This window comes from Chromobacterium sp. FG22 (genome assembly GCF_057809415.1).
Genome location: NZ_JBMDJX010000005.1, coordinates 202,271 through 219,809 on the forward strand (window position 1 = coordinate 202,271; position 17,539 = coordinate 219,809).

Here is a 17,539-nt window from a genome sequence, read left to right on the forward strand (position 1 = left end):
GATCAAAACGATTCGTCGTCGCGCAGATAGCGCCATTGGCCGGTGGGCAGATTGCCCAGCTTGACCTTGCCGATGCGAATCCGCTTCAGGCCCACCACGCGCAAGCCCACCAGTTCGCACATGCGGCGGATCTGGCGTTTCTTGCCCTCGCGCAGCACAAAACGCAACTGATCCTCGTTTTGCCAAGCCACGGTGGCAGGCAGCAATTTTTTACCATCCAGCTCCAGACCGTGATTGAGCAGACTCAAACCTTCGTCGGAAAGTTCGCCCTCCACCCGCACCAGGTACTCCTTGTCCACGCTGGAATGCTCGCCGATGATCTGCTTGGCCACCCGGCCGTCCTGGGTCAGGATCAACAAGCCCACCGAATCGATGTCCAGGCGGCCGGCCGGCGCCAGCCCTCTCAGATGCTGCGCAGAAAACCGGCGGCGGCTCTTGTCCTCCGCCCACTGGTTTTCCGGTTTGACCAGCACCACCGCCGGCTCGTAGCCGTCCTCGGCCTGGCCGGACACGTAACCCATGGGCTTGTTCAGCAGGATGGTGACGCGCGAGGCTTGAGCGTCCTGCGCCTTCTTGTCCACTTCGATCAGATTGTGCGGCAGCACTTTCTGTCCGAGGACGGCCACCTCGCCGTCCACTTTCACCCACCCTTGTTCGATATAGCTATCGGCCTCGCGGCGCGAGCACAAACCCAACTCGGCCATGCGTTTCGACAGGCGCACTGGTTCCATCATTTCGTTCCGTAATAAAAAAAGCGGCTTGCGCCCGCTGCGGCGCCCGCTCCGTCTCCATCTTCCAAGACAGACGCTCGGGCCACCCGCAACCACCGGCAAGTCCGCTGTTGCATTCCCGCTATTGTAGGGGATGCCACTGCAACTGGCTATGCGCCAACCATCACCTTCTTGTTGGAGACTTACTCAGCCAGGACGCTAGACTGAACCCCAGCTCGTCGTCGAGCATTGCGCAGCGCTCGGCGGCAAGCATGACGCTGCGCCGATCGGCACCCGCCATGCGCTGACCATCCGCTACCGGGCGATACTCCCTGCCCACGCTAAGGAAACAACGCAGGCGTCTTAGCACTATTGCGACTTCCCCACGACCATCACCGAGGCTGCAAGCGCGCAAGCCAAGCCGCCATGAGGATCGCCACGACCGCAATGCCTGTGGCGACATAGCCGATGCTCTCCAATCCCCATTGAGGAATGACCAAGCCGCCGATGATGGCCCCCAGCCCCGTGCCGGCGTTGGCTGCCGACACGTTCAAGGTACCGGCTAGTGCCTGGGCGTGTGTGGCGGACTTCATCACCCGCACCTGGCAGATGGGGAACAGCGCCGTATAGGCGATGCCCCAAACCGCCAGCGCCAGACCCAGCAAGACCAATGAACCGGCCAGCGGCACGCTGGCAGCCATGCCGACACCCAGCAGCAGCGAGAATGCGGCGGTCGCGCCCAATGGACTGCGATCCACGAAGCGTCCCCCCAACCAGTTGCCAAGCAGGCCAATGGCGCCAAAGCCCATGAGCCACCAGCCGACATGCGCCGGCGCCACGGCAGCGATACGCTCCAGCGTATCGGCCAGATAGGTATATGCGGTGAACATCGCCGTAAACACCGCCACCGACAGGGCGACATTGCCGACGAAATAGGGATCTTTCAGGATGCGCGTCTGTTCCGCCAGACGCAGCCGCTCGGGCCTTGCCACGGTCGGCATGAAGACCGTCAACGCCAACGCCATCACCAGCGACAGCCCGGCCAGCCCCCAGAAGGTCCCGCGCCAGCCGATGGCGTCGGACGCCAGCGTACCCAGCGGAATGCCGAACAGCAAAGCGGCGGAGATGCCGAGATACACCTGCGACACCGCGCGGCCAGCCTGTTGCGGGCCCACGATCTGCCCCGCCGTTTCGCTCGCCGTGCCCCAGAACACCGGCAGCACCAGCGCCGGAATGAACCGGGCAAGCGCCAGCACCCACACGTTGGACGCTATCGCAGCCAGGGCATTGGACGCCGCGAAGATCAGCAGGATAACGATGAACAGACGCTTGCGCTCGAGGTGAGACAACAGAGCGGTCAGCACCGGACCGAACAGCATCACGGTGAAGGCGAACAGGGTCACGAGCTGACCGGCGGCCGAAATCGAGATATCCAGATCGCGGGCGAGCGCCGGCAGCAGCCCAACAATCAGGTATTCCGTCGTAACGATGACAAAGGCGGCTACGGCGAGGATGGCGATGGAAAGGCCGCCGCGACCTGCTGAAGTGCTGACGCCGGGCGTTGCAAATGAAAGCATTAAGGAGACTCCTAACATAAGGTTCACTATTGAAGCCATCCTATTTGAGAAATAAAATACTATCTCTGATAAATTTTCTGCTGTTTATTGACAAATATTCGTCAATAAACGCATGGAGGCATGCATGATTCCGTCTGAGCGCTTAAAGGGCATTGAAGCCTTTGTGGCTACGGCAGATGCGGGCAGCTTTACGGCCGCAGCAGAACGCTTGCATCTGACCAGCTCCGCCGTCAGCAAAAGCGTGGCTCGTCTGGAAGGCCGACTCAGCGCCAGGCTGTTTGAGCGCACGACCCGCCGCTTGGCATTGACGGATGCAGGGGCAGCGTTCTACCGCACATGCGTGAGAGTGTTGGCTGATCTCGAAGAAGCGGAAGCTGTGCTCGCCGCACAAGGTAGCGAACCGGTAGGCCGCTTGCGACTCGACGCACCGGCGACGTTCGGTCGAATGCACGTCTGGCCCTTGATGCTGCGTTTCTCCCAGCAGCACCCTCATCTACGCGTGCATTGTTCCTTGACCGATCGTTTCGTCGATCTGGCTGATGAGGGCATAGACGCGGCAGTGCGCATCGGCGGCCCGGAGCACTGGCCCGCGGCGGTGGCCCATCGCTTCCTGGGCCGTGAGCGCCTCGTCTTCTGCGCGTCCCCCGATTACATGGAGATCCATGGCGTACCAACATCCCCTGCCGATCTGGTCAAGCACGATGCCGTGCTCTACGGCAAAGCTGATGGCACGACCAGTCCATGGCTGATTGCGCATGACAACGGGACGATTGAGCGACGCACGATGGAAGGACGCATCATCGTCGGAAACGGCGAGGCTCAAGTTGCAGCGGTTGAGGCTGGTTGCGGCGTCGCGCAGTTGGCAACTTGGCTGGTGCGCGACGAAATCGAGCGAGGGACCTTGGTGCCGATCCTGCCGGAGCAGGCGACAGACGGCCTCCCCCTCAACCTCGTATGGCCGGTAGGGCGTCAGTTATTGACCAAGGTAGACGCCATCCTAGAACTCCTGACAGAAAAATTGACGATTCAATGAAAGAGATCGTAAACACGGGGCAACGCTCCCACCCCATCTCTGGACTTGGCCAGGTAGATCACACGCCCCGGATCAGGACACAGCGAAAGTGCCACCGCTCCACGCTCACCCCCTTTCCTGGGCAGTGAGCACGCAGACCTGGCGCAAGGCCACGGCGGACAGCACGGTCAACACCGCAACACTTGCGGCGCTGAAAATGGCGGCGGCATGCAGCCCTGCCATGAACGCCGCCTGCGCCTGCGCCATGAGGCCAACGGGCAACGCCGATGCGAGAGAGGACGCCGCCCACAAACTATCCACGACCGCTTCGCGCATGCTCGCCTCAAGGCCGCTGGGCAAATGGCTCAACATGGTGTGGCGATAAACCGCGCTGGCAATGCTTCCAAGCAGCGCAATGCCCAACGAAATGCCCAAGTCCTGCACCATCTCGGTCATTGCCGAGGCCGACCCGGCTTGTTCCGCTGGCGCAGAACCAACCACCAAATCAGTTCCCAAAGCGGCGATCGTGCCGTTGCCCAAATAAGTCAAGGCCAGTGCAGCAACCGCCACCGTCACGCCTCCGGCATCAGCCGTCATCTGCGTCAGCATCAGATAGCCCACCATCGACAGCGCCAATGAACCCGCGACAACGAATCCCGGCCGGATCGCCCTGGCCACGAGCGGCGCGCCCGTACCGCCAATGACCATGGCCAGTGCGGCCAGGCCCATCCACAGCCCCGCGGCCGCCGGAGACAGCCCCATCACCAACTGGAGGTACTGAGCGACCAGCATCATCGTGCCACCGACTGCCACGAGACCGAACAAGAGCACGATGAGTGCAACCGAGAATGCGCGCTTGGAGAACAGGCTCAAATCAAGCAACGGATCGGCCAAGCGCCGCTGACGCTGGATGAAGACCCCGGCGAACAACACCCCGACCAGGATGGCGACGCCGGCATCCAGCGTGATAGCGGATTGGGCGATCCGCTTGACGCCATAGACGAACGGCAGCATGGCCGCCAGCGATAGCAACACACTGGGCAAGTCCAGCCGTCCGGCCTTTGACGCACGGCACTCTGGAAGCAGCCATGGCGCGAGCAACAGCAGCAGGATCACCACCGGCACAGCGATCAGAAATGCCGCCCCCCACCAGAACCACTCCAGCAACAGCCCGCCCACGACCGGCCCCAATGCATATCCGATCCCCCACATCGTTGCCCAGATGCCAATGCCCAGCGCCCGCTGGCGCGGGTTGGGGAATAGATTGCCGATCAAGGCCAACGTGGACGGCATCAGGGTGGCGCCTGCCACGCCGAGCGCTGCCCGCGCTGCAATCAGCATCTTGGCGCTGGAGGAAAAAGCGGCGAGCACCGACGCCACGGCAAACGCGACCGCACCGATCAGCAGGAGCTTGCGACGGCCAATCCGGTCGCCCAGCGTCCCCATCGTGATGAGAAAGCCCGCAATCAGGAAGCCGTAGGCGTCCATGATCCACAGCGCTTGTGAACTGGTGGGCTGCAAATCCACCGCCAAGGCCGGCAGGGTCAGATGCAACAGCGTCAGGTCCAGGCCGAGCATGACGGTTGGCAGGGATAGAAGGGCCAGCCCCGCCCAGGCGCGAGGCCCTGCGCGCTCGGTCTCTTTGCGAACATTGTCCGTGGTTGCGGAGACAGGGCTTGCAGGCGGTTTTGACTGCGTCATGGGCGGCGGCTCCTTGCACGATTCGATGGCTAGAACCGCATCTTCCATGCAAGATAGTCACATGACAATTTAACCGTTTATCCTATTACCAGTGACAATAGCCATGCGAGAACGCAGCCTCAGCCGCACGCGACACGCGTTGTCCGAGTTTCTGATTCGCCATCGTAAGAAGCTGACGCCGGGCGATGTTGGCTTGCCCGCAACCGAGCGACGCCGAACCCCTGGCCTGCGCCGGGAGGAAGTCGCCGCCCTGGCTGGCGTGGGGCTGACTTGGTACACGTGGTTCGAGCAAGGCCGCGAGCTCAAGGTGTCAGAGAAATTCCTGTTGAGCGTGGCCAGTGCGCTCAAGCTGGATGATGCCGAATGCAGCCATCTGTTTCTTCTGGCTCACGGGCGCCCACCGCCGCCAGAAGCGCATCAATGGATGTCGGTGACGCCCGGCATCCAACAATTGCTGGATGAGCTCCCCAGGCCGGCCTATGTTCAGAACCTGCGCTGGGATGTCGTGGCATGGAATAGCGCGGCAGACGCGCTGCTTGAACTGGCGGCCAAGTCCTGGGAAGACCGGAACCTGCTGCGCATGGTGTTCAGCAACCCCGAATTGCGGCAACGGCTGCCCACCTGGCGCAACGATGCACCGCGGTTGCTGGCGCAATTTCGCTATGACGTTGCCGTTGCGCCGGAAGACCCCGCCATGCGGGCCTTGATCGAAGACTTGAAGGCACTGTCACCGGATTTTCGCCGCGGGTGGGACACGCCTGGCAATGCAGTCGCGCAACGCGGCATCGGATCCATGTTGAACACGGCAGGGCAACCGCAGGACTTCCACCACGAAACGCTGGTGGTGGACGAGCACCGACACTTGAGAATGGTGGTGTACTTCCAAAAATGATTCGGCACGCGGCCGGAATAGCGGCGCTCGTGATGCGGCCAGAGCCCAAGTTTGATTGCCGGCCATCTCCCTCGATACGCCTCCGCCACGCAAGGAGCCCTCCTAGCTCTGGCAAGTGCATCGATGCGCCCTTTGCTCCCGCCTGCGCCCCAAAAGGCTTTGGCCTGGCCTTGCGCCAACGATACCGTTAGCATAAGCCTACGCCACCGCATCGCCACGAGGATCGCATGACCGTTTTCAACGACTATGAACAATACGACGGCATTGGCCTGGCCCAGCTGATCGCCGATGGCCAGATCAGCGCCGGCGAGGCCGCGGCCGCCGCCCAGGCACGGCTGGAGCGCTGGAATCCGGCGCTGAACGCGGTCTGCCTGCCGCTGCCGGAACAGGCTCAGGCCCAGTTGCGGCAAGCGCAAGGCGCCGGCCCGCTTGCCGGCTGCCCGGTGCTGATCAAGGATTTGCTGGCCGACATCGCCGGCGTGCCCACTCGCAACGGCAGCCGCCTGTTCGACGGCTACGTCGCGCCGCGCGACGCCGACATCATCCAACGTTATCGCCAGGGCGGCCTGATCTTCATCGGCAAAACCGCCACGCCTGAACTGGGCCTCAGCCCCTACACCGAATCCGAGGTCTACGGCCTCAGCCGCAATCCCTGGGACCTGACCCGCACCCCGGGCGGCTCCAGCGGCGGCTCGGCCGCGGCGGTGGCCGCCGGCATCGTGCCCATCGCCCACGGCGGCGACGGCGGCGGCTCCATCCGTATTCCCGCCTCCAACTGCGGCGTGTTCGGCCTCAAGCCCAGCCGCGGACGCGGCCCGGCCGGACCGGACTACAGCGAGGGCTGGCAGGGCCTGGTCTGCCAACACGCGCTGACGCGCAGCGTGCGCGACAGCGCGGCGATGCTGGACCTGCTGGCCGGCGGCCCGCGCGGCGGCGAGGCCTATTACTGGCCGGCGCCGGAACAAAGCTTTTTCGCCGCGCATCAGCGCGAGCCCGGCAAGCTGCGCATCGCCTGGAGCAAGCGCCCTATCCTGGGCGGCGCGCTGCACCCGGACTGCGCCGCCGCGCTGGACGACGCGCTGGCCTTGCTGACCGAGCTGGGACACGAGGTGGAAGAAGCGTCGCCGCCGCTGGCGTCGCCGGAGGAATACAACCGCGCGATGCTGGCCATCATCTGCGGCGAGATGGCCGGCCTGCTGCGCGACATCGAGCGCCGCACCGGCAAGCCGGCGCGCCACCAGCAACTGGAAGCGGCCAGCTGGGCGCTGGCGCGCTACGGCGAGCGGCTCAGCGCCGGTGAGCTGGCCTGGGCGCGCGGTTTCGCCTGGGAGCAGGCCCGGATCATGGAAACCTTCCACCAGCGCTACGACGCGCTGGCCACCCCGACCCTGAACCAGCCGCCCGCCCTCGTCGGCGGCCTGGGGCCCAGCGCCGCCGAAACCGCGATCTCGCGCTGGATGCTGGGCAAGCTGGGCTGGGACTGGACTTTGCGCTTCGGCCAGTTGATCCCGGCCACTTCGCGCCGTCTGATGGAGTATCTGGGCTGGACCATACCCTTCAATATGAGCGGACAGCCGGCAATGAGCGTGCCGCTGTACTGGAGCCAGGCCGGGCTGCCGATAGGCGTGCAATTCGTCGCGCGCTGCGGCGACGACCTGACCCTGCTGCGGCTGGCCCGCCAGTTGGAGCAGGCCAGACCGTGGGCGCAACGGCGCCCGCCGGCCCCGCCTAGCGCTTGAAGCCGGCCAGAGCCGGCCCCAACTCGCCGGCCAGCCGGCGGCCCAGCTCGGTCACCAGCGTCTGCAGGCCGGCCGCGGCCGCCGCGGCGTCCGGCGTCGCCAAAGGCTGACTCTGCAGGAAATAACCGCTGGCCAGCGGCCGTTTGTCGCCCTGCGTCGGCAGCGCCTGCCAAGCCACTTCCAGCGAGGCGTCGCGCCCCGGACGCAGGCGCAGCTGGCGCACGTCCAGCAATAAGCGGACGTCCCCGCCGCCCATGCCCGGTTGCGGATAGGCGTAGATGCTGGCCAGGCCCAGCGAGCGGGACAGGTCCGCCGCCACGGCTTGCGTCAGCATGCGGTCCAGCGGACCGGCCCAGCGTTGCAAGTCCAGCAATTCAACATTGCCGGCGGCGTCTTCCACTACCAGCTGGGGTCGCTCCAGCCCCGCGGGCAGACTAGCCGGCCCCACCATCACGCTGACGCCCAGCACGGGGGTCGCGGCCGCCGTCGACAGCGCCGGCCGCAATTGATGGAAGGTGGTGGGCGGCGAGGCGCAGGCGCTTAGCAGCGCCAGCATGATCAAGCTCAGCGCGATGGATTTCATTTTTTCTCTCCCTTGCCGCGTATCAACGCTTCCGGATGGCGGTCCAGGTAATCGGCCAGCGCGCGGAAACTGCGCGCCGTTTCCGACACCTCCTGCGCCGCCGCGCGCACGTCCTGCTGCAGCGGCGAATCCGCCTGCATCGTCTGGCGCGTGCTTTCCAGCGTTTTCTGCAAGTCTTCCAGCGTTTTCACCGCCTGCGGCAGCACCTTGCCGTCCATGTTCTCGGACAGCTTGCGCATGCCGTCCAGCGTCTGGTGCAGCGATTTCAACGATTGATTCAGCTCCTCGCCTATGCTGTCGAACGGCACCTTGTCCAGCCGGCGCGCAATGCGCTGCAATACCCGCTGCAGTTCTTCCAGATCGCCCGGCAGCGTCGGCAACTCGGTCATGCCGTTGCGCACCGCCACCTTGGCCGGCTTGGCCTCGGGGAAGAAGTCCAGCGCCACGTAAAGCTGACCGGTGATCAGGCTGCCGGAGCGCAGCTGGGCGCGCAAGCCGTTGCGCACCAGGGATTCCACGGAAATCTTGGCCGACAGGCTGTGATCGCCGGACAGGGTGTTGAGCCGGCTGGGATAGGTGCGGATGTCCACCGTCATGTCGAAGTCCTTGCGCGCCGCCGCGTATTCGATGCCGATGGCGGTGACTTCGCCAAAGGTGATGCCGCGAAAATCCACCGGCGCGCCCACGGTCAGGCCGCGCACCGACTGCCGAAACTTCAGCCGGAAGGACTGGGTTTCCCGGTCGCGGTTCTGCAGCGCTTTTTCGCGGGTTTCATTGAGCAGGAACAGGTATTTGGCGTCCGGCGCCTTGTCCGGCCCGTCGCTGAGCGGGGTTTCAAAGGCGATGCCGCCCAGCGCAATCGCCGCCAAGGACTGGGTGTTGACGCTCAGGCCGTTGGCGCCGATGGCCACGTCGATGCCGCTGGCGTGCCAGAAGCGGCTGTTGACGGTGACGAAGTGATCATAAGGCGCGTTGATGAACACTGACAGCTTCACCGCGCTGCCGGCCGGGTCCAGCTCGTAGCCCACCACCTGGCCCACCGGCACGCGGCGGAAATACACCGGCGAGCCGGCGTTGAGCGAGCCCAGATTGTCGGAGCGCAGCACGAACATCTTGCCCGGTAGGTCTGCGTTGATGATGGGCGGCACTTCCAGGCCCTTGAACTCGGTGCGGCGCTCCTTGCTCTTGCCCACGTCCATGCCGATGTAGGAACCGCCCAGCACCGTGCCCAGACCGGACACGCTGCCGCCGGAAATGCGCGGCCGCACCACCCAGAAACGGCTGTCCGCCACCAGGTAATCGTCCACGTTCTTGCTCAGCTCCGCGGTGACCAGGATGGACTGGCGGTCCGAACTCACCGACACCGCCTTCACCTCGCCGATCTCCACGTCCTTGTACTTGATCCGGGTTTTGCCCGCCTCCAGCCCTTCCGCGTTCTGGAAGGCGATGGTGATGGTGGGCCCGCGCGACAAGACCGCGCTCACCGCCAACCAGCCGCCTATCACCGCCGCCACCACCGGAATCAGCCACACCAGCGACGGCGACCAGCGCCGCCGCTTCACCGGCACCGCGGCCGGCAAGTCCTCGCCGGCTGCGGCCGGTTTTTCGGGTTGATCACTGCTCATCGTCTTCCTTTACCTGATCCCAGATCAACCTGGGATCGAAACTCATCGCCGCCACCATGGTCAGCACCACCACCGTGCCGAAGGCGATCGCCCCCGGCCCGGCCTTGATCGACGCCAGCGACTGCCATTGCACCAGCGCCACCATCAGGGCCACCACGTAAATGTCCAACATCGACCACGGGCCGATCACCTCCACCACCCGATACAGCCGCGTCCGTTGCCGCGGCGCCCAGCCGGAACCCAGCTGCACCGTCACCAGCAAGAGCAGCAAGGCCAAAATCTTCAACAGCGGCACCAGCACGCTGGCGGTGAACACCACCAGCGCCAGCGGCCAGGAGCCGGATTTCCACAAATACACCACCCCGCTCATGATGGTGTCGTTCTGCATGCCCATGATGGTGGAGGTTTCCATGATAGGCAGCAGATTGGCGGGCAGATAGGCCACCATCGCCGCCAGCAGCAAGGCCCAGCTGCGCTGCAGGCTGTGCGGCTTGCGCGAGTGCAGCGCGGCGTGGCAGCGCGGGCAGGATTGGGCGCCTTCTCCGGCCCGGCACAGCAGCCCGCAGCCGTGGCACAGCCACAGGCCGGACTGCGCGGCGGTTTTCACGCGGTAGTCCGACATTGCTGACAACGCTCCCACAAGTCTTCCGGATTGAAACGACTGGCGCTGGCCGCCATCAACACGATCAAGGCGAACAAGGCCATCAGGCCCACGCCCACGTGCACGGTGGCCAGGCTGACCAGTTTGACCAGGGACACCAGGATGCCCAGCAAAAACACTTCCACCATGCACCACGGGCGGGTCAGTATCTTCAGCCGCATCAGCCAGGGAAAGCCGCGCGGCACATGGCCGAAGGCCAGCGGCAGCCGCACATAGAGCATGCTGCCCAGCTCCAGCGACGGCATCACGATGCCGGTGAACATCACCAGCATCGCCACCGACAACATGCCCTGACGCTCCAGCGCCACCACCGTCTGCCACAAGGTGGCCGCGCTGCGGGCTCCGGCGGCCTCCAGGGTCACCACCGGATAGACGTTGGCCAGCAGAAAGGCGATCACCCCGGTCAGCAGCAGCGCCAGCTCGGCGTCCTGCCGCTGCGCGCCGTAACGGCGCACCAAAGCGCCGCAGCGCGGGCAGCACGCCCGGCCCTCCCCCTTCAACGCCACCCGCATCAGCAGATCGCAATCGTGGCAGGCGGTCAGCTTGGAATCGGCGTCCGGCCGCGTCATCAGTAGCCGCCTTTCGCCTTGCGCTCGGCGGTGAAGCTCCACCACGGCCGCGCCTCGTCGCTGTCCATGTAATGGACCACCGACATCAGCGTATCCAGCACGCACGGGTCCTGCCGGGTTCCGGTCAGTTCGCACAAACGGTGGTACAGCCGCAAAGGCTCGGCACCGCGCAATTGGCGCGGCTCTTCGATGCCGAGCAGGCGCAGGTCCTCGGCCAGGCTGGGGCCGATATTGGGCAGCTCGCGCAAATGCCGCGCCCGCGCCGCGGGCGGACAACGTGATGGATGCATAAACTCTCAGCACAGATGGCGACAACCCGCATCATAAAGGAGGCCGCGCCAGAGTTCAAAAGCCGGCCCGGCCCGGAGGCCGTTCAACATCCCGAGAATTAGGCGAGACAAGGAGGGAGGAAAGGAAGAAACGGAAGGGAGGCGGCAAATGCGCCTTGCGCAACGGCGCCCGCCGCGCCCGGTCCAGCACGGCGGACTTGAACAGACGCTCAGCCGTGGAAAATGTCCCAGCCCAGCTTGAGGATCAAGGTGCTGGTCAACAGCAGGAACAGCACCCGCACAAAGCCGGTGCCCTTCTTCATCGCCACCCAGGTGCCCACCGTCGCGCCGGCCATATTGCACACCGCCATCGGCAGCGCGTACTGAAACAGCACATGACCGGCGGGGATGAAGAACAGCAGCGCCGCGCAGTTGGTGGTCAGGTTCACCACCTTGGCCGAGGCCGAGGCGTGCAGAAAATCGAAAGCGAAAAAGCGGATGAACAAAAACATCAGAAAGCTGCCGGTGCCGGGGCCGAACAGGCCGTCGTAAAAACCGATGGCGCCGCCGATGGCCATGCCTATCGCCATTTCGCGCCGGCCTATCGCCACCGGCTTGTGCAGGGAGCCGAAGTCCTTCTTCCACAAGGTGTACACCGCCATCACCACCAGGAGCGCCAACACCAGGGGGCGCAGCACGGCCTTGTCGATCAGGCTGACCGTGGCCGCGCCGGCGATGGACATGAAGAAGGCCGCCACCGCCGCCGGCAACACCAAGCGCCACGGCACCTTGACCCGCTTCAGATAGGAACGCGCGGCGGACAAGGTGCCCATGGCCGCCGCCAGCTTATTGGTGCCGAACACCGTGGCCGGCGCCAGATTGGGCAAGGCGCTGAACAAGGCCGGAATCTGAATCAGGCCGCCGCCGCCCACCGCCGCGTCCACCAGGCCGGCGGCGAAGGCAATCACGCACAAAAAACTCAAGGTCAACAGCATCCACTTCTCCCGGCTCCGCGCCGCTTACAGTTAGGACAAGATTCTATGCCTTGCCAGCCAAGCGTGCTTGCAATACCGTATTGCGAAAATCGCAATCAGAATGCCGGGGCCGGGATGAAATCATTATGGGAATTGCGCGTGTTCTGCGCGGTGGTGGAAAGAAAAAGCTTTGTCGCCGCCGCGCGCCAGCTGGGCACATCGCCCAGCAGCGCCACACGCGCGGTGCAGACGCTGGAAGAAGCGCTGGGCGGCAGCCTGCTGGCGCGCTCGCAAAAACAGGTCAATCTAACCCTGGCCGGCGAAAGCTATTACGCCGCGGCGCGCAAGATGCTGGACCTGCAGGAAGAAGCCGAGGACGAGCTGGCGGCCTTGAGCGAGGCGCCGCGCGGCCTGCTGCGCTTTTCCGCGCCGGAGGCGATGAGCCACGCGCTCTTGCCGCCGGTGCTGACCCGCATGGCCGACGCCAACCCGGAGCTGCGCTTCGACGTGCTGTACAGCGACACCATACTGGACCCGATACGCGAGAAGCTGGACTTCAGCATCCGCGGCGCCTTCCCCGCCTCCAGCGAGCTGATCGGCTACCCGCTGTGGGATTACCAGCGCCACCTCTACGCCAGCCCGGCCTATGTCGAGCGCCACGGCGCGCCGCAAACGCCGGAACAACTGCCGGAGCACCGGGTGCTGATCCACTCCGCGCCGCGCGTGCTGAAAGCCTGGAACTTCGTGTCCGCCGGCCACCAGCTCAGCCTCAATCTGACGCCCTGGCACCGCGTCAGCTCCGGCAGCGCCGTGCTCCACGCCGTGCTGGCCGGCCTGGGCATCGCCCGCCTGGGCGATTGGCTGGCCGAGCCGCTGGTCCGCGCCGGCCAGCTGCTGCGGCTGTGCCCGGATTACCGCATCGTCTCCAGCCACGGCGACAATCCGCAGATGCACGCCGTCTTCGCCAACCGCCGCATTCCGCGCAAAGCCCGGCTATTGCTGGAGGAGGTGCGCGCGGCCGCCCGCGACGCCGGCTACGGGCTTAAAGCGCGCTGAACCATAAAAAAACGGAAGCCAAAGCTTCCGTTTCGATCGTGCTCACCATGGGCCGGAACACCGGCCCGCCATGGCCCCGCTCAACCCACCCAGCGGCGGGCGGCGGCGAACATCCGGTACCAAGCGCCGTTCTCGCCCCAATCCGCCGGGTGCCAGCTGTTCTGCACCGTGCGGAACACCCGTTCCGGGTGCGGCATCATGATGGTGAAGCGGCCGTCGGCCGTGGTCACCCCGGTGATGCCCGCCGGCGAGCCGTTGGGGTTCAGCGGATAGGTCTGGGTGGCGCGGCCGTCGAAATCGACATAGCGCAACGCCGTCAGCGCCTGCTCCTGCGCGCCCGGCGCGAACACCGCGCGACCCTCGCCGTGGCTGACCACCACCGGCAGCTGGCTGCCCACCATATCGCCCAGGAAGATGGACGGCGAGGCCGTCACCTCCACCATGGCGAAGCGCGCCTCGAACTGCTCGGAAGCGTTGCGGTGGAACTTGGGCCAGTGTTCGGCGCCCGGGATGATGGACGACAGATTGGACATCATCTGGCAGCCGTTGCACACGCCCAGCGCGAAAGTGTCGCCGCGGCCGAAGAAGGCCTCGAACTGATCGCGGGCGCGCGGATTGAACAGAATGCTCTTGGCCCAGCCTTCGCCGGCGCCCAGCACGTCGCCGTAGCTGAAGCCGCCGCAGGCGGCCAGGCCCTTGAAGTCCGCCAGCGACACGCGGCCGCTGATGACGTCGCTCATATGCACGTCCACGGTGTCGAAACCGGCGCGGTCGAAAGCGGCCGCCATCTCCAACTGGCCGTTGACGCCCTGCTCGCGCAGCACCGCCAGGCGCGGGCGCGCGCCGCCGGCGACGAAGGGCGCCGCCGGATCGGCGTGCACGTCGAAGCTCAGCTTGGCGCTCAGGCCCGGCGCTTTCGGGCTGGAACGCAGCAGGTGTTCGCTGTCGGCGCAGGCCGGATTGTCGCGCAGGCGCTGCATGCGGGCGCTGGTCTCGGACCATTCGCGGTGCAGATCGGAACGGCTCTCGTTGAACAACTCCACGCCGCGGTGCTTGATCACCAGGCGGTCCTTGTTGTTCACGCGGCCAATCACGAACAGCTCGCGGCCGATGCCGGCCTTCATGAAGCGCGAAATCACTTCCGGCGTGTCGGATTTCTTCACCTGCAACACCGCGCCCAACTCTTCATTGAACAGCACCCGCATCAGGCGGCCATGGGTGGCGGCTTCCTGAGTGGGCTGCACGAAGTCGTCGATGATGCGCTGGGTGTTCTTGCGCTCGATCACCAGTTCCTGCAGATCGATGGTGACGCCGATATGGCCGGCGAACATCATTTCCGACAAGGTCACGAACAGGCCGCCGTCGGAGCGGTCGTGATAGGCCAGCAACATATCGTCGCGCAACAGCGTCTGCACGGTGTTGAAGAAGGCCGCCAACTGGTGCGGGCTTTCCACGTCCGGCGCCTTGCCTTCCATCGCCTTCCATACCTGGCCGTAGATGGAACCGCCCAGACGGCAGCGGCCGTAGCCCAGATCGATCAGGATCAGATCGGTATCCTTGTCCTCTTTCAGCTCCGGCGTGGCGGTTTTGCGCACGTCTTCCACCGGGGAGAAAGCGGAAATGATCAGCGACAGCGGCGCGGTCACGGCTTTCTTCTCGCCGGCCTCTTCCCACACCGTCTTCATCGACAAGGAATCCTTGCCCACCGGGATGCTGATGCCCAGGTCCTGGCTCAGCTTGGACACCGCGTCCACCGTACGGTACAGGCGCGCTTCCTCGCCCGGGTGGCCGGCGGCGGCCATCCAGTTGGCGGACAGCTTGACGTTGCCCAGGTGGCCGACAAAAGAGGCGGCGATATTGGTCAGCGCCTCGCCTATCGCCATGCGGCCGGAGGCCGGCGCGTCGAACAACGCGGTGGGCGTGCGTTCGCCCATCGCCATCGCTTCGCCGCGGTAGGTGTTGAAACCCATGGTGGTGACGGCCACGTCCGCCACCGGCACCTGCCAGCGGCCCACCATCTGATCGCGCGCGGTCATGCCGCCCACGGTGCGGTCGCCGATGGTGATCAGGAAGGATTTGTCCGCCACCGTCGGGTTGCGCAGCACGCGCAGCGCGGTTTCCTTCAATTCAAAACGCGAGGCGTCGAAGATGGCCAGATCGCGTTCGCGAGTGGCTACGTCGCGGGTCATCCGCGGCGGCTTGCCCAGCAACACCTCCAGCGGCATGTCCACCGGCTTGTTGTCGAAGTGATCGTCGCGCACTTGCAGATGGCCGTCGTCGGTGGCCACGCCCAGCACCGCGAACGGGCAGCGCTCGCGTTCGCACAGCGCGGTGAAGCGTTCCAGATCCTGCGGCAGCACCGCCATCACATAGCGCTCCTGCGACTCGTTGGACCAGATCTGCATCGGCGTCATGCCCTTTTCTTCCAGGTGCACTTTACGCAAATGGAAGACGGCGCCGCGGCCGGCGTCGTTCACCAGCTCCGGGAAGGCGTTGGACAGGCCGCCGGCGCCCACGTCGTGAATCGACACGATGGGGTTGGCGTCGCCCATCTGCCAGCAACGGTCGATCACCTCCTGGCAACGGCGTTCGATTTCCGGGTTGCCGCGCTGTACCGAGTCGAAGTCCAGGTCCGCGCTATTGGCGCCGGTGTCCATGGACGAAGCCGCGCCGCCGCCCAGGCCGATCAACAGGCTGGGGCCGCCCAGCTGAATCAGCAGCGCGCCTTCCGGAATCTCGTTCTTGTGGATTTGCTGCTGCTGGATATTGCCCAGGCCGCCGGCGATCATGATCGGCTTGTGATAGCCGCGCATCTCGCCCTCCACCGCTTCTTCGAAGGTGCGGAAATAGCCGGTCAGATTGGGACGGCCGAACTCATTATTGAACGCCGCGCCGCCGATAGGACCTTCCAGCATGATCTGCAAGGCGGAGGCGATGCGCTCCGGCTTGCCGTATTGCGCCGCTACGTCGCTGTAACGTTCCCACGGCTGCACAAAGCCGGGGATGTTCAGATTGGATACGGTGAAACCGGTCATGCCGGCCTTGGGACGCGAGCCGCGGCCGGTGGCGCCCTCGTCGCGGATTTCGCCGCCGTTGCCGGTGGACGCGCCGGCGAACGGCGAAATCGCCGTCGGGTGGTTATGGGTTTCCACCTTCATCAGAATATCGGTGGGCTCGCTGTGGTAAGCGTAGCCGTGGCCTTCCGGCTGCGGATAGAAGCGCTCGATGAAAGCGCCTTCAATCACCGAGGCGTTGTCCTTGTACGCCACCAGCGTGCCTTGCGGATTGGCGTCGTGGGTGTCCCGGATCATGCGGAACAGCGACTTTTCCTGCTCCTCGCCGTCGATGATGAATTTGGCGTTGAAAATCTTGTGGCGGCAGTGCTCGGAGTTGGCCTGCGCGAACATCATCAATTCCACGTCGGTGGGATTGCGGCGCATCTTGGTGAAGTTTTCCACCAGATATTCCACTTCGTCCTCGGACAGGGCCAGGCCCAGATCGGCGTTGGCCGCCTCCAGCGCCGCGCGGCCGCCGGCGAGGATGTCCACGCTGCTCATCGGCTGCGGATCTTGATGGACAAACAGGCGGGCGGCGTCGTCCAGCGAGGCCAACACCGTTTCCGTCATCCTATCGTGCAAGAGGCCCGTCAAAATATGACGAGCCTCTTCATTTAAAGATTGTTGCGCGGACTTAACCCAGAAGGCGGTGCCGCGTTCGATGCGGTAAATCCCTCCCAGCCCGCAGTGCTGGGCGATATCGGTGGCCTTGGAGGCCCAGGGCGACAAAGTGCCCAATCGCGGCGTCACCAGAAACAGTTCGCCATCCGGCTGGCCAGCCAGCGGCGCTTCGCCGTAACTCAGCAACTTGCCCAAGGTGGCCTGCTCTTCCAGCGTCAGTTCGGTTTCGCTTTCGGCGAAATGCCAGAATTCGGCACTGATGCTGAGGTCCGGCAGCCCGGCTTCGGCGGCTGCGGCAAGCAGTTTTTCAAGACGGAACGGCGACAGCGCAACGCCGCCACGGAGCTTGGTAAGGTAAGACATTAGACACCCGCGACAAGTATCAGGAAAGCGCGTCATAATACAGCAATTCACTGTTTGTTTTAAGCGGCTAATTGCCCGGATGTCCGTCGCTTAATAAAATAATCCGCATTTAGACAGCATTTCTTCTCATC

Annotated in this window: 14 protein-coding genes; 4 read left to right on the forward strand and 10 right to left on the reverse strand. The window is 64.7% G+C overall.

Going from position 1 to position 17,539, the window contains the following annotated elements:
- Positions 1-2 precede the first annotated feature (2 nt).
- On the reverse strand, positions 3-731 hold the full coding sequence (locus ACODSD_RS07465; protein WP_107801719.1) for a pseudouridine synthase: 729 nt from the start codon (positions 729-731) through the stop codon (positions 3-5).
- A 371-nt stretch (positions 732-1,102) separates the two neighbouring features.
- Positions 1,103-2,287, reverse strand: a complete 1,185-nt coding sequence (locus ACODSD_RS07470; RefSeq protein WP_488877081.1) for an MFS transporter — start codon at positions 2,285-2,287, stop codon at positions 1,103-1,105.
- A gap of 124 nt (positions 2,288-2,411) precedes the next feature.
- Here ACODSD_RS07470 and ACODSD_RS07475 point away from each other — a divergent pair, with 124 nt between their 5' ends.
- Entirely contained in the window at positions 2,412-3,320 is a 909-nt protein-coding gene (locus ACODSD_RS07475; protein ID WP_488877082.1) for a LysR family transcriptional regulator, read from the forward strand.
- A 105-nt stretch (positions 3,321-3,425) separates the two neighbouring features.
- Here ACODSD_RS07475 and ACODSD_RS07480 read toward each other — a convergent pair whose 3' ends face one another.
- Positions 3,426-5,000, reverse strand: coding sequence for an MFS transporter (locus tag ACODSD_RS07480; protein ID WP_488877083.1), 1,575 nt, complete (start codon positions 4,998-5,000; stop codon positions 3,426-3,428).
- Positions 5,001-5,103: 103 nt separating this feature from the next.
- On the opposite strand from ACODSD_RS07480, the gene ACODSD_RS07485 reads away from it, so the two are divergent.
- Complete coding sequence (locus tag ACODSD_RS07485; RefSeq protein WP_488877084.1) at positions 5,104-5,892, forward strand: helix-turn-helix transcriptional regulator; 789 nt, start codon at positions 5,104-5,106, stop codon at positions 5,890-5,892.
- A gap of 227 nt (positions 5,893-6,119) precedes the next feature.
- Positions 6,120-7,631 (forward strand): amidase, encoded by a 1,512-nt coding sequence (locus tag ACODSD_RS07490; protein WP_488877085.1) that lies wholly within the window; start codon positions 6,120-6,122, stop codon positions 7,629-7,631.
- Here the strand turns inward: ACODSD_RS07490 and ACODSD_RS07495 are convergent.
- The 6 genes from ACODSD_RS07495 to ACODSD_RS07520 all read right to left on the reverse strand — a co-directional run bounded on the left by ACODSD_RS07495 (position 7,621) and on the right by ACODSD_RS07520 (position 12,333).
- Complete coding sequence (locus ACODSD_RS07495) at positions 7,621-8,214, reverse strand: PqiC family protein (protein ID WP_227103423.1); 594 nt, start codon at positions 8,212-8,214, stop codon at positions 7,621-7,623. The two genes, ACODSD_RS07490 and ACODSD_RS07495, sit on opposite strands and share 11 nt — an antisense overlap.
- Positions 8,211-9,839 (reverse strand): PqiB family protein, encoded by a 1,629-nt coding sequence (locus ACODSD_RS07500; RefSeq protein ID WP_488877086.1) that lies wholly within the window; start codon positions 9,837-9,839, stop codon positions 8,211-8,213. Before ACODSD_RS07500 ends, ACODSD_RS07495 begins: the two co-directional genes overlap by 4 nt.
- Positions 9,829-10,461, reverse strand: coding sequence for a paraquat-inducible protein A (locus ACODSD_RS07505; RefSeq protein WP_107798803.1), 633 nt, complete (start codon positions 10,459-10,461; stop codon positions 9,829-9,831). The genes ACODSD_RS07500 and ACODSD_RS07505 overlap by 11 nt, the downstream gene beginning before the upstream one ends.
- Positions 10,443-11,069, reverse strand: coding sequence for a paraquat-inducible protein A (locus ACODSD_RS07510; RefSeq protein WP_227103427.1), 627 nt, complete (start codon positions 11,067-11,069; stop codon positions 10,443-10,445). Before ACODSD_RS07510 ends, ACODSD_RS07505 begins: the two co-directional genes overlap by 19 nt.
- Positions 11,069-11,359 (reverse strand): helix-hairpin-helix domain-containing protein, encoded by a 291-nt coding sequence (locus tag ACODSD_RS07515; protein ID WP_107798801.1) that lies wholly within the window; start codon positions 11,357-11,359, stop codon positions 11,069-11,071. The genes ACODSD_RS07510 and ACODSD_RS07515 overlap by 1 nt, the downstream gene beginning before the upstream one ends.
- A gap of 209 nt (positions 11,360-11,568) precedes the next feature.
- Positions 11,569-12,333, reverse strand: a complete 765-nt coding sequence (locus ACODSD_RS07520) for a sulfite exporter TauE/SafE family protein (RefSeq protein WP_197081470.1) — start codon at positions 12,331-12,333, stop codon at positions 11,569-11,571.
- A 114-nt stretch (positions 12,334-12,447) separates the two neighbouring features.
- On the opposite strand from ACODSD_RS07520, the gene ACODSD_RS07525 reads away from it, so the two are divergent.
- A complete protein-coding gene (locus tag ACODSD_RS07525; RefSeq protein WP_488877087.1) occupies positions 12,448-13,368 on the forward strand; it encodes a LysR family transcriptional regulator in 921 nt (306 codons plus the stop codon).
- A gap of 80 nt (positions 13,369-13,448) precedes the next feature.
- Here the strand turns inward: ACODSD_RS07525 and purL are convergent, their stop codons facing one another.
- Positions 13,449-17,408: a phosphoribosylformylglycinamidine synthase gene (gene purL, locus ACODSD_RS07530; protein WP_488877088.1), complete on the reverse strand. Its 3,960-nt coding sequence runs from the start codon at positions 17,406-17,408 to the stop codon at positions 13,449-13,451.
- Between the last annotated feature and the right edge of the window lie 131 nt (positions 17,409-17,539).

Coding starts and splice junctions, on each gene's coding strand:
- ACODSD_RS07465 (WP_107801719.1), bottom strand. CDS start 731: ATGGAACCAGTGCGCCTGTCGAAACGCATGGCCGAGTTGGGTTTGTGC.
- ACODSD_RS07470 (WP_488877081.1), bottom strand. CDS start 2,287: ATGCTTTCATTTGCAACGCCCGGCGTCAGCACTTCAGCAGGTCGCGGC.
- ACODSD_RS07475 (WP_488877082.1), top strand. CDS start 2,412: ATGATTCCGTCTGAGCGCTTAAAGGGCATTGAAGCCTTTGTGGCTACG.
- ACODSD_RS07480 (WP_488877083.1), bottom strand. CDS start 5,000: ATGACGCAGTCAAAACCGCCTGCAAGCCCTGTCTCCGCAACCACGGAC.
- ACODSD_RS07485 (WP_488877084.1), top strand. CDS start 5,104: ATGCGAGAACGCAGCCTCAGCCGCACGCGACACGCGTTGTCCGAGTTT.
- ACODSD_RS07490 (WP_488877085.1), top strand. CDS start 6,120: ATGACCGTTTTCAACGACTATGAACAATACGACGGCATTGGCCTGGCC.
- ACODSD_RS07495 (WP_227103423.1), bottom strand. CDS start 8,214: ATGAAATCCATCGCGCTGAGCTTGATCATGCTGGCGCTGCTAAGCGCC.
- ACODSD_RS07500 (WP_488877086.1), bottom strand. CDS start 9,839: ATGAGCAGTGATCAACCCGAAAAACCGGCCGCAGCCGGCGAGGACTTG.
- ACODSD_RS07505 (WP_107798803.1), bottom strand. CDS start 10,461: ATGTCGGACTACCGCGTGAAAACCGCCGCGCAGTCCGGCCTGTGGCTG.
- ACODSD_RS07510 (WP_227103427.1), bottom strand. CDS start 11,069: ATGACGCGGCCGGACGCCGATTCCAAGCTGACCGCCTGCCACGATTGC.
- ACODSD_RS07515 (WP_107798801.1), bottom strand. CDS start 11,359: ATGCATCCATCACGTTGTCCGCCCGCGGCGCGGGCGCGGCATTTGCGC.
- ACODSD_RS07520 (WP_197081470.1), bottom strand. CDS start 12,333: ATGCTGTTGACCTTGAGTTTTTTGTGCGTGATTGCCTTCGCCGCCGGC.
- ACODSD_RS07525 (WP_488877087.1), top strand. CDS start 12,448: ATGAAATCATTATGGGAATTGCGCGTGTTCTGCGCGGTGGTGGAAAGA.
- purL (WP_488877088.1), bottom strand. CDS start 17,408: ATGTCTTACCTTACCAAGCTCCGTGGCGGCGTTGCGCTGTCGCCGTTC.